The organism is Enterobacter sp. C6 (genome assembly GCF_008122455.1).
GTDB lineage: Bacteria > Pseudomonadota > Gammaproteobacteria > Enterobacterales > Enterobacteriaceae > Enterobacter > Enterobacter pseudoroggenkampii.
In genome coordinates this window covers 17,754-29,689 of record NZ_QPFW01000205.1, presented here as the reverse complement: position 1 = coordinate 29,689, position 11,936 = coordinate 17,754, and the positions used below count along the sequence as shown (strand labels likewise).

Sequence of the window (11,936 nt, the reverse complement as noted above, 5' to 3'; positions counted from 1 at the left end):
CAAATTTTGGAGCGGGAAACGAGACTCGAACTCGCGACCCCGACCTTGGCAAGGTCGTGCTCTACCAACTGAGCTATTCCCGCAAATCTGCACTGCTTTTGTTGCTGTCGTAACGTGTAATTCTCTGTCGTTACGGGAGGCGCATTATACGAGAAATCCTTTTAGCTGCAACCCCCCTTAAAGCGATTTTTTCGAAATTAAGTTCAAATGCTTATTTAATCGGCAAGCTGAACAATTTAACGACAAAAACCCGGCCACGCAAGGCGCCGGATCGCAAAATCACAGCTTAATAAAGTTTTCGCGGTAGTAGGAAAGCTCCGCCACGGACTCTCGGATATCGTCCATCGCCTGGTGCGTCCCCTGCTTTTTAAAGCCGTCGAGGATTTCAGGCTTCCAGCGACGCGCCAGCTCTTTCAACGTGCTGACGTCCAGATAGCGGTAGTGGAAGTAAGACTCCAGCTCCGGCATGTACTTAAACAGGAAACGACGATCCTGGCCGATGCTATTCCCACAGATTGGCGATTTGCCTGCCGGAACCCACTGTTTCAGGAACTCAAGCGTAGCCAGCTCCGCCTCTCGGTCACCCATGGTGCTCGCCTTCACCCGCTCCACCAGACCGCTACCAGTGTGGGTACGCACGTTCCACTCATCCATCAACGCCAGCTGGTCATCGGACTGATGCACCGCTATCGTTGGCCCTTCCGCCAGGATATTCAGGTTGGCGTCCGTCACCAGGGTTGCAATTTCAATAATGCGATCGCGCTCGGGATCCAGCCCGGTCATTTCGAGATCGATCCAAATCAGGTTGTTTTCATCCGCGCTCATGTTATTTTCCACCCTTCTCGCATAACCGGCAGTAGCAGGTTAACTAGTATTAATTAGAGTGTATCATAGAGGTTTTGCCCCCTACGGGCGACCAGGAGCCAGTGCGATTGAGTAAAAATAAACTCTCCAAAGGGCAGCAGCGCCGCGTGAATGCCAATCACCAGCGCCGTCTTAAAACCACTGCGGAGAAGGTCGATTACGACGACAACCTGTTTGGCGACCCAACGGAAGGCGTAGTCATCAGCCGTTTCGGTATGCACGCTGACGTGGAATCCGCCGATGGTGCGATTCACCGCTGCAACATCCGCCGGACCATTCGTTCTCTGGTGACCGGCGACCGCGTCGTCTGGCGGCCGGGTAAAGAGGCGGCGGAAGGCGTGACGGTAAAAGGCATCGTTGAAGCGGTCCATGAGCGCACATCCGTATTAACCCGTCCCGATTTCTACGACGGGGTCAAACCGATTGCCGCCAACATTAACCAGATTGTTATCGTATCGGCGATTTTGCCCGAACTGTCGCTCAATATTATCGACCGATATCTCGTCGCCTGCGAAACGCTGCAGGTTGAACCGATTATCGTGCTGAACAAAATCGATCTGCTGGACGACGACGGCATGGCCTTCGTCAATGAGCAGATGGATATCTATCGCAAAATTGGCTACCGCGTCCTGATGGTCTCCAGCTACACCAAAGATGGCCTGAAACCGCTGGAAGAGGCGCTTACCGATCGCATCAGCATCTTTGCGGGCCAGTCCGGCGTGGGCAAATCGAGCCTGCTGAACAACCTGCTTGGCCTCCAGCAGGAAATCCTCACCAACGATGTCTCTGATGTCTCGGGCCTGGGCCAGCACACCACCACCGCGTCACGCCTGTATCACTTCCCGCACGGGGGCGATGTCATCGACTCCCCGGGCGTGCGAGAGTTCGGTTTATGGCACCTGGAGCCGGAACAAATCTTTAACGGATTTGTCGAATTCCATGATTATTTAGGCGCTTGCAAGTACCGCGACTGTAAACACGATAACGACCCAGGCTGCGCTATCCGTGAAGCGGTTGAGAAAGGCGAAATTGCGGAGACCCGCTTCGAGAATTACCACCGTATTCTTGAGAGCATGGATCAGGTAAAAACGCGTAAAAACTTTTCTGATTCTGATAACTGACAACTAAGCTAAGCATCGCTAAAATCGTCCCCTTTTTTCAGGTTCCGGCGGCTTAACGCCGGATCAGGAACGACAAAACAATGGCCTGGAGGCTACCTTGTTAAACGCATTTAAACTTTCGCTTCAATACATTCTGCCAAAACTGTGGCTCACTCGCCTGGCGGGCTGGGGCGCAAGCAAACGCGCGGGCTGGCTGACCAAACTGGTCATCGACCTTTTCGTAAAATATTACAAGGTCGATATGAAAGAGGCGCAGAAGCCGGACACCGCCAGCTACCGCACCTTCAACGAATTCTTCGTGCGCCCGCTGCGTGACGACGTGCGCCCGCTGAACACCGACCCTAACGTCCTGGTGATGCCGGCAGACGGCGTCATTAGCCAGTTGGGTAACATCGAAGACGACAAAATTCTGCAGGCGAAGGGCCATAACTACAGCCTGGAAGCGCTGCTGGCGGGTAACTACCTGATGGCGGATCTGTTCCGCAACGGTACCTTTGCCACCACCTATCTGTCACCGCGCGACTACCACCGCGTGCACATGCCGTGTAACGGCATCCTGCGCGAGATGATTTACGTCCCGGGCGATCTGTTCTCCGTGAACCACCTGACCGCGCAGAACGTGCCGAACCTGTTTGCCCGTAACGAGCGCGTCATCTGCCTGTTTGATACTGAATTTGGCCCTATGGCACAGATTCTGGTGGGTGCAACCATCGTAGGTAGCATTGAAACCGTCTGGGCAGGCACCATCACCCCACCGCGCGAAGGCGTGATCAAACGCTGGACCTGGCCTGCCGGTGAAGCGGAAGGCTCTGTGGCCCTGCTGAAAGGTCAGGAAATGGGTCGCTTCAAGCTGGGCTCCACCGTGATCAACCTGTTTGCGCCAGGCAAAGTGAAGCTGGCTGAACAACTCGAAAGCCTGTCGGTCACCAAACTGGGCCAGCCGCTGGCGGTCTCGACAGAAACCTTCGTGACGCCAGAGGCAGAACCTGCTCCGCTGTCACAGGAAGAGATCCAGGCCGAGCACGACGCCAGCCCGCTGGTTGACGACAAAAAAGACGAAGGCTAACAACAGAAGGATCGCTGACGTGCGCCCGATTATCGTTCTACTGATGGCCTGGTGCCTCAGCATGGGGGCGTACGCAGCGACAGCCCCCGACGCCAAACAGATAACCCAGGAACTGGAGCAGGCAAAAGCGGCCAAACCCGCTCAGCCAGAGACCGTCGAGTCGCTCCAGGCTGCCCTGAACGCGCTTGAGGAGCGGAAAGGCTCGCTTGAGCGCGCTCAGCAGTATCAGCAGGTTATCGACAACTTCCCCAAACTCTCCCAGACGCTGCGCGCGCAGCTCAATAATCTGCGTGACGAACCGCGCGATGTGCCGGCAGGCATGACCTCCGACGCGCTGAACCAGGAGATCCTGCAGGTCAGCAGCCAGCTTCTGGAAAAGAGCCGCCTTGCTCAGCAGGAGCAGGAGCGAGCGCGTGAAATTGCCGACTCCCTCAGCCAGCTTCCGCAGCAGCAAACCGACGCCCGTCGCCAGCTTAATGAAGTTGAGCGCCGCGTGGGTACGCAAAACGGCAACACGCCACAGGCGCAGGCCCAAAATCTGGGCCTGCAGGCAGAATCGGCTCGCCTGAAGGCCCTTGTCGATGAGCTGGAGCTGGCGCAGCTTTCCGCCAATAACCGCCAGGAGCTGTCGCGAATGCGCTCTGAACTCGCTCAGAAGCAGAGCGAGCAGCTGGACGCTTACCTTCAGGCTCTGCGCAATCAGCTCAACAGTCAGCGCCAGCGTGAAGCGGAGCGTGCGCTGGAAAGTACCGAGCTGCTGGCGGAAAACAGCGATAACCTGCCTTCCGGCATCGTCCAGCAGTTTAAGGTCAACCGTGAGCTTTCTGCCGCGCTGAATCAGCAGGCGCAGCGTATGGATCTGGTTGCCTCGCAGCAGCGTCAGGCGACCAATCAAACCTTGCAGGTTCGTCAGGCGTTAAACACCCTGCGCGAGCAGTCCCAGTGGCTCGGGTCATCAAACCTGCTGGGCGAAGCGCTGCGCGCCCAGGTCGCGCGCCTGCCGGAAATGCCTAAGCCGCAGCAGCTGGATACCGAGATGGCCCAGCTACGCGTTCAGCGCCTGCACTTTGAAGATCTCCTCAATAAGCAGCCGCAAATCCGCCAGATCCGTCAGGCTGATGGACAGCCGCTGACCAGCGAGCAAAACCGTATTTTGGAAGCCCAGCTGCGTACCCAGCGTGAACTGCTGAACTCTCTGCTGCAGGGCGGGGATACGCTGATTCTGGAGCTGACCAAGCTGAAGGTTTCTAACAGCCAGCTGGAAGATGCGCTGAAAGAGGTGAACGAGGCGACGCACCGTTATCTCTTCTGGACGTCCGACGTGCGTCCGATGACCTTCTCGTGGCCGATTGAGATTGTCCAGGACCTGCGCCGCCTGATTTCGCTGGATACCTTCAGCCAGTTGGGACAGGCCAGCGTGATGATGTTCACCAGCAAAGAGACCATTTTCCCGCTGCTGGGGGCGTTGATTCTGGTGGGCTTCAGCATTTACTCGCGCAGACATTTCACCCGTTTCCTGGAGCGTTCCAGCTCCAGGGTCGGGAAAGTTACCCAGGATCACTTCTGGCTGACGTTGCGCACCGTATTCTGGTCGATTCTTGTCGCCTCTCCGCTGCCGGTGTTGTGGATGACCCTGGGCTATGGCCTGCGGGAAGCCTGGCCCTATCCGCTCGCAGTAGCGATTGGTGATGGCGTCACCGCCACGGTGCCGCTGCTGTGGGTGGTGATGATATGCGCCACCTTCGCGCGCCCCAATGGCCTGTTCATCACCCACTTTGGCTGGCCGCGTAATCGCGTTGCGCGCGCCATGCGTTACTACCTGATGAGCATCGGGCTGATTGTGCCGCTGATTATGGCGCTGATCATGTTCGATAATCTCAACGACCGGGAATTCTCAGGCTCGCTGGGCCGCCTCTGCTTTATGCTGATATGCGGGGCGCTAGCCATCGTCACGCTCAGCCTGAAACGCGCGGGTATTCCGCTCTATCTGGATAAATCCGGCAGCGGCGACAACATGTTCAACCGGCTTCTCTGGAACCTGCTGCTTAGCGCGCCGCTGTTTGCAATGCTGGCAGCCGCGGTGGGCTATCTGGCAACCGCGCAGGCGCTTCTGGCGAGGCTGGAAACCTCGGTGGCCATCTGGTTCCTGCTTCTGGTGGTGTACCACGTGATCCGCCGCTGGATGCTGATCCAGCGCCGCCGTCTGGCGTTTGACCGTGCCAAGCACCGCCGGGCGGAGATCCTCGCCCAGCGCGCGCGAGGTGAGGAAGAACCAAACCACGTCAACAGTACGGAAGGCACAACGGAAGCGGACGAGGTCGAACTGGATCTGGATGCCATTAGCACCCAGTCCCTGCGCCTGGTTCGTTCCATCCTGATGCTGATTGCCCTCCTCTCGGTCATCTTCCTGTGGTCGGAGATCCACTCCGCGTTTGGCTTCCTGGAGAACATCTCTCTCTGGGACGTGACCTCCACGGTGCAGGGTGTTGAAAGCCTGGAGCCGATTACCCTGGGGGCGGTGCTGATTGCCATTCTGGTGCTGATCATCACCACCCAGCTGGTGCGCAACTTCCCGGCGCTGCTGGAGCTGGCGCTGCTGCAGCATCTGGATTTAACGCCGGGTACGGGCTATGCGATCACGACCATTACCAAGTATCTGATCATGCTGTTTGGTGGACTGGTTGGCTTCTCGATGATCGGTATTGAGTGGTCGAAGCTCCAGTGGCTGGTGGCAGCGCTCGGTGTAGGGTTAGGTTTTGGTTTACAGGAGATCTTCGCCAACTTCATCTCCGGTCTGATCATTCTGTTCGAAAAACCGATCCGTATTGGCGATACCGTCACGATCCGCGATCTGACCGGCAGCATCACGAAGATCAATACCCGTGCAACGACGATCAGCGACTGGGATCGGAAAGAGATCATCGTGCCAAACAAGGCGTTTATCACCGAGCAGTTCATCAACTGGTCGCTGTCAGACTCCGTTACCCGTGTGGTGCTGACGGTACCGGCGCCGTCGGACGCTAACAGCGAAGAGGTCACCCAGATCCTCTACACCGCCGCTGAGCGCTGCTCGCTGGTGATCGACAACCCGGCGCCGGAAGTCTTCCTTGTGGATTTACAGCAGGGGATCCAGATTTTCGAGCTGCGTATCTACGCCGCCGAAATGGGACACCGTATGCCGCTGCGCCATGAGATCCACCAGCTGATTCTGGCGGGCTTCCGCGAGCACGGTATTGATATGCCGTTCCCACCTTTCCAGATGCGTCTGGAAAGCCTGGACGGACGTAAAACAGGAAGAACGCTGACGTCAGCGGCGCGTACGCGCCCGGCGGGCAGTCTGTAACGCGTCTCCCCTCCCTTTCGGGAGGGGACTATTCCCGCTACGCCACTTCTGCGACGTATGCCATCGCGCGTCGACGGTAATTCTCATAAATCCCCATCGCCAGCAGCGAGAAGAAGATAGGGCCGCCCACCATCCACAGCGCGCTGTTCCAGTCGTTCGCCTCAATTACCGGCTGGATAATGGTGAAGATGTTCGCAAACGCCACCACCAGCACCACCACCGTGGTGGCCAGCAGCGTAGCCGCGCGGGTTTTAAAAATCACAAACGGACGTTCAAGATCCTGCTTCGCCTTAAAGAACGGGAACGCCAGGGTCAGGAACAGGTACGGTAGCGTCATCGACACGTTCGCCATCAGGGTCAGCTTGTTGTAAAACGCAGACGCCGTATCGCCGCCAAATGACACCAGCAGAATGAACACGCACACCAGCACACACTGCATCCACATGGCGTTGGCAGGCATGCCTGCGGTGTTCAGCTGGGTCATACGCGTAGGCCACAGCGCTTTTGGCGTACCCTGAATAATCGCTTTCAGCGGAGAATAGATCAGCGTGAAGAATGCGCCGGTATAGGCCAGGAACATCGACAGGCCGGTAATACGCGCGAACCAGACCCCCATTACCGATGCCTCCTCGGGACTCAGGTTCATCGCCTGCCCCAGCGTCATCCCCAGGCTTTTCATCAGCACATAGGTGATGTTGCCAAGGTTAGTGGTGTTGTTGCTCAGCACCTGCTGCCAGTTGGTGCTGACGCCCCAGAGAAAAATCGCCAGCGAATAGCCGATGGAAATCACGATGGCGGCAAAAATAATGCCTTTCGCAAAGTTCTTTTCCGGGTTTTCCGTCTTATCAACCAGGCCGCCTACGGCTTCAATACCGCCGTAAGCGAAGATGGCAAACACCACGAAGGAGAGCATGGCGAGCCCGGACTGGTAGCCCGGATTCGGCGAGAAGGCAAAGTTAACCTCCTGCGCGAAGTGACCACCGTTCAGGCACAGGATAGCGATGCTCACCAGCAGCAGCACCAGGTTCAATCCCATCACCGAAATCCCGCCCACGGCGGTAATCCGGGCAATTTTATTGATGCCTTTAGACGCCACCAGCGTCACGACAACCATCCAGCATACCGCCAGAATCCCGACGACCTGCGTGGAGCTCAGCCCGGCCAAAGACCAGACCTGCGTTTTATCGGCACCGAAAAGAAACGTCGAGAACGGCACCCAGACTTTGGCCGCCGTACTCACCATCCAGACGACGTAGGATGAAAACCACATAAACGTGCCGATAAACGCATAGCGAGGCCCGACGCTGTTGTTCATCCATGAGTAGATCCCGCCCTCTTCTTTCCGGTAAGCCGAGCCCATCTCCGCCATCATCAGCGCAAACGGGATAAAGAAGAACAGAGCAGAAACGATATAAAACGGCGTCGCGCTGTAGCCCATCAGATAGAACGCTGACGGGCTGTTGGCAAAGCCAAAGACTGAGGTAAATATCATCAGGATGAGCCCGGTGAGGGTCATCTTTTTGAGTGACTGGGACATAGAACCATCCAAAGAGGAATTAAACTGCGCGGATGGTAGCAGAAGACCAGACAAATATTGTGGCTATACGGGGCAAATTAAGAAAAAGACCCGTGTATAGGGAATGTGGCAGTTTTTAATGTTGTCGTGCTGAACTGGAAAAGTTAATTGACAGGAATGGTAGGCCGGGTAAGCGCAGCGCCACCCGGCATTTTATTAGGCGCGATCGACCGTAAAGGCAATCACATCGCCAAGCTGCTCTGCGCCCAGGGCCAGCATGACCAGACGGTCAACACCCAGCGCCACGCCGGAGCAATCCGGCAGACCTGCTTTCAATGCTTCAAGCAGATTAACATCAATAGGCTGCTGCGGCAGACCGCGCGCGGCGCGCTTGCGGTTATCCTGCTCGAAGCGCTGCTGCTGCTCGCGAGCGTCGGTCAGTTCGTGGAAGCCGTTCGCCAGCTCGATGCCTTTGTAATAGACCTCAAAACGCTCTGCGACACGATGATCTTCGGTACTGATCTGCGCCAGTGAGGCCTGGCTTGCCGGGAAGTGATAAACAAACGTCGGACGATCTTTGCCAATCTGCGGTTCCACGCCGAAGGTGAACAGCAGCTGCAGCAGTGTGTCGCGATCCTCTTCGGTATCCGCCACGTTGCTCAGATCCAGTTTTGCCGCCACTTCGCGCAGCTGGGTTTTGTCCGCCGACAGCGGATCGATTTCCAGATGGCGCTGGAAAGCCTGCTGATAGGAAAGGGTTTCGGCTTCCGAGCAGTCCAGGACCTGCTGCAGCAGATCGTCCACCTCATTCATCAGGCGGTACATATCATAATGCGGGCGGTACCACTCCAGCATGGTGAATTCCGGGTTGTGATGACGACCCATCTCTTCATTACGGAAGCTGCGGCACAGCTGATACACCGGACCACATCCCGCTGCCAGCAGGCGTTTCATGTGGTATTCCGGGCTGGTCATCAGATACAAATTCATGCCCTGAGAGTGGCCGGGGCCAACAAAACGGGTTTCAAACGGGACCAGATGAATATCCGTTACCGTTGCCTGACTCATGCACGGGGTTTCCACCTCCAGGACGCCGCGGTCGGCAAAGAAACGGCGGATCTCCGCCATAATTGCAGCGCGTTTTAACAGATTAGGGATGGATGCGCTCGGCTGCCAGGTGGCCGTTTCGCTCATGAGTTGTTCTCCGATTTCAGACAAGGGCACGAAGTCTACTCGTTAGCTGGGGCAGAGACAAATTTTGCGCAGTAAAAAAGCGCATTTCATTTAGGTGAGTAATTACGTGACGTAATTCATCAATCTTCATGATAAATCGCCTGACAGAACAGCAAAAAAATCGAACACGTCAAATTTCCCTGACATCTACACGGTTATACTGTTTTACCCATAAAGGAGCAGTGGAAACGCTTTCGCAATCGTCCTTTTGGACGGGTGAACTACCTTTAGTTTGTCGCGTTGCGAAATAACAAAAATCTGGAGGAATGTCGTGCAAACTTTTCAAGCCGATCTTGCCGTAATAGGCGCTGGCGGGGCTGGATTACGTGCTGCGATTGCTGCAGCACAAGCTAATCCCAACGCTAAAATCGCATTGATTTCAAAAGTCTATCCAATGCGTAGTCACACAGTGGCAGCAGAAGGAGGGTCCGCCGCCGTTGCGCAGGATCATGACAGCTTTGAATACCATTTCCACGACACGGTTGCAGGGGGCGACTGGCTTTGCGAACAGGATGTCGTTGACTACTTTGTGCATCATTGTCCAACGGAAATGACCCAGCTTGAACAGTGGGGATGCCCGTGGAGCCGCCGTCCGGACGGTAGCGTCAACGTTCGCCGCTTTGGCGGAATGAAGATTGAACGCACGTGGTTCGCCGCCGATAAAACCGGCTTCCACATGCTGCACACCCTGTTCCAGACCTCCCTTCAGTTCCCACAAATTCAGCGCTTCGATGAACATTTCGTCCTCGACATTCTGGTCGATGACGGTGAGGCGCGTGGCCTGGTGGCGATGAACATGATGGAAGGCACGCTTGTCCAGATCCGCGCCAATGCGGTGGTGATGGCGACGGGCGGTGCGGGCCGCGTTTATCGCTACAACACCAACGGCGGCATCGTCACCGGTGACGGCATGGGCATGGCGCTCAGCCACGGCGTGCCGCTGCGCGATATGGAGTTCGTGCAGTATCACCCAACCGGCCTGCCGGGCTCCGGCATTCTGATGACGGAAGGCTGCCGCGGTGAAGGCGGTATTCTGGTCAATAAAAACGGCTACCGCTATCTGCAGGATTACGGCATGGGCCCGGAAACCCCGCTCGGCGAGCCGAAGAACAAATACATGGAGCTCGGCCCGCGTGACAAAGTCTCTCAGGCTTTCTGGCACGAGTGGCGCAAAGGCAACACCATCTCCACGCCGCGCGGCGATGTGGTCTATCTCGACCTGCGTCATCTGGGCGAGAAGAAACTGCTGGAACGTCTGCCGTTCATCTGCGAGCTGGCGAAAGCCTACGTTGGCGTGGATCCGGTTAAAGAGCCGATCCCGGTGCGTCCAACCGCGCACTACACCATGGGCGGTATCGAAACCGATCAGCAGTGCGAAACCCGCATTAAAGGCCTGTTCGCCGTCGGCGAATGTTCTTCCGTTGGCCTGCACGGCGCTAACCGTCTCGGGTCTAACTCGCTGGCAGAGCTGGTTGTCTTTGGCCGCATGGCGGGCGAGCGCGCAATGGAGCGCGCGGCAACCGCAGGTGAAGCCAATGGTGCCGCGCTGGACGCGCAGGTCGCAGACGTTGAAAAACGCCTGAAAGATCTGGTGAACCAGGAGGGTAACGAGAACTGGTCTAAGATCCGCGACGAGATGGGCCTGTCGATGGAAGAAGGCTGCGGTATCTACCGTACCCCTGAGCTGATGCAAAAAACCGTCGACAAGCTGGCGGAACTGCAGGAGCGCTTCAAGCGCGTGCGCATCACCGACACCTCTAGCGTATTCAACACCGACCTGCTCTACACCATCGAGCTGGGCCACGGTCTGAACGTCGCGGAATGTATGGCGCACTCTGCGCTGGCGCGCAAAGAGTCGCGTGGGGCCCACCAGCGTCTGGACGAAGGCTGCACCGAACGTGACGACGTCAATTTCCTGAAACACACTCTCGCCTGGCGCGATGCGGATGGCACCACACGTCTGGACTATAGCGACGTGAAAATCACCACGCTGCCGCCGGCAAAACGCGTGTACGGTGCAGAAGCAGAAGCCGCCGAGAAGAAGGAGAAGGCGAATGGCTGAGATGCAAAAAATGAAAGTTGAAGTGGTGCGCTACAATCCGGAAGTGGATGCCGCACCGCACAGCGCTTTCTATGAAGTGCCTTATGACGAGCAAACCTCCCTGCTGGACGCGCTCGGCTATATCAAAGACAACCTGGCGCCAGACCTGAGCTACCGCTGGTCCTGCCGCATGGCCATCTGCGGCTCCTGCGGCATGATGGTCAACAAGGTGCCGAAGCTGGCCTGTAAGACCTTCCTGCGCGAGTACACCAAAGGCATTAAGGTCGAAGCGCTGGGCAACTTCCCGATTGAACGCGATCTGGTGGTCGATATGACCCACTTTATCGAAAGCCTGGAAGCCATTAAGCCGTACATCATTGGTAACCCACGCACGCCGGATCAGGGGCCAAACACCCAGACCCCGGCGCAGATGGCGAAATACCATCAGTTCTCCGGCTGCATCAACTGCGGTCTTTGCTACGCCGCCTGTCCACAGTTTGGCCTGAACAAGGAGTTCATCGGCCCGGCCGCCATTACCCTGGCGCACCGCTATAACGAGGACAGCCGCGACCACGGTAAAAAAGAACGTATGGCGCAGCTTAACAGCCAGAACGGCGTCTGGAGCTGTACCTTTGTGGGCTACTGCTCCGAAGTCTGTCCGAAGCACGTCGACCCGGCCGCCGCTATTCAGCAGGGTAAAGTGGAAAGCTCGAAAGACTTTCTTATCGCTACCCTGAAACCACGCTAAGGAG

Annotated in this window: 8 protein-coding genes and 1 tRNA gene; 5 read left to right on the top strand and 4 right to left on the bottom strand. The window is 56.8% G+C overall.

What is annotated here, in order from left to right:
- Nucleotides 1–7 precede the first annotated feature (7 nt).
- Nucleotides 8–83, bottom strand: a tRNA-Gly gene (locus DOU50_RS09580).
- A gap of 196 nt (nt 84–279) precedes the next feature.
- Nucleotides 280–825: an oligoribonuclease gene (orn, locus tag DOU50_RS09575; protein WP_008502926.1), complete on the bottom strand. Its 546-nt coding sequence runs from the start codon at nt 823–825 to the stop codon at nt 280–282.
- Between the two features lie 107 nt (nt 826–932).
- On the opposite strand from orn, the gene rsgA reads away from it, so the two are divergent.
- The 3 genes from rsgA (at nt 933) to mscM (ending at nt 6,394) form a co-directional block, all read left to right on the top strand.
- Nucleotides 933–1,985: a small ribosomal subunit biogenesis GTPase RsgA gene (rsgA, locus tag DOU50_RS09570; RefSeq protein ID WP_008502927.1), complete on the top strand. Its 1,053-nt coding sequence runs from the start codon at nt 933–935 to the stop codon at nt 1,983–1,985.
- 97 nt (nt 1,986–2,082) lie between these two features.
- The gene (asd, locus tag DOU50_RS09565; RefSeq protein ID WP_024907342.1) at nt 2,083–3,051 is read left to right on the top strand and encodes an archaetidylserine decarboxylase; all 969 of its coding nucleotides are present in this window, start codon (nt 2,083–2,085) and stop codon (nt 3,049–3,051) included.
- Nucleotides 3,052–3,070: 19 nt separating this feature from the next.
- On the top strand, nt 3,071–6,394 hold the full coding sequence (gene mscM, locus DOU50_RS09560; RefSeq protein ID WP_061716099.1) for a miniconductance mechanosensitive channel MscM: 3,324 nt from the start codon (nt 3,071–3,073) through the stop codon (nt 6,392–6,394).
- Between the two features lie 37 nt (nt 6,395–6,431).
- On the opposite strand, the gene yjeM is transcribed toward mscM, so the two are convergent.
- Both yjeM and epmA read right to left on the bottom strand, forming a co-directional pair.
- On the bottom strand, nt 6,432–7,931 hold the full coding sequence (gene yjeM / locus DOU50_RS09555) for a glutamate/gamma-aminobutyrate family transporter YjeM (RefSeq protein ID WP_148769260.1): 1,500 nt from the start codon (nt 7,929–7,931) through the stop codon (nt 6,432–6,434).
- Between the two features lie 195 nt (nt 7,932–8,126).
- On the bottom strand, nt 8,127–9,104 hold the full coding sequence (epmA, locus tag DOU50_RS09550) for an elongation factor P--(R)-beta-lysine ligase (RefSeq protein ID WP_024907345.1): 978 nt from the start codon (nt 9,102–9,104) through the stop codon (nt 8,127–8,129).
- A gap of 310 nt (nt 9,105–9,414) precedes the next feature.
- Between epmA and frdA the strand changes: the two genes are divergently transcribed.
- Nucleotides 9,415–11,205: a fumarate reductase (quinol) flavoprotein subunit gene (gene frdA / locus DOU50_RS09545; protein ID WP_148769259.1), complete on the top strand. Its 1,791-nt coding sequence runs from the start codon at nt 9,415–9,417 to the stop codon at nt 11,203–11,205.
- Nucleotides 11,198–11,932, top strand: coding sequence for a succinate dehydrogenase/fumarate reductase iron-sulfur subunit (locus DOU50_RS09540; protein WP_023310124.1), 735 nt, complete (start codon nt 11,198–11,200; stop codon nt 11,930–11,932). Before frdA ends, DOU50_RS09540 begins: the two co-directional genes overlap by 8 nt.
- The last annotated feature ends 4 nt before the right edge of the window (nt 11,933–11,936 follow it).

Coding starts and splice junctions, on each gene's coding strand:
- orn (WP_008502926.1), bottom strand. CDS start 825: ATGAGCGCGGATGAAAACAACCTGATTTGGATCGATCTCGAAATGACC.
- yjeM (WP_148769260.1), bottom strand. CDS start 7,931: ATGTCCCAGTCACTCAAAAAGATGACCCTCACCGGGCTCATCCTGATG.
- epmA (WP_024907345.1), bottom strand. CDS start 9,104: ATGAGCGAAACGGCCACCTGGCAGCCGAGCGCATCCATCCCTAATCTG.
- DOU50_RS09540 (WP_023310124.1), top strand. CDS start 11,198: ATGGCTGAGATGCAAAAAATGAAAGTTGAAGTGGTGCGCTACAATCCG.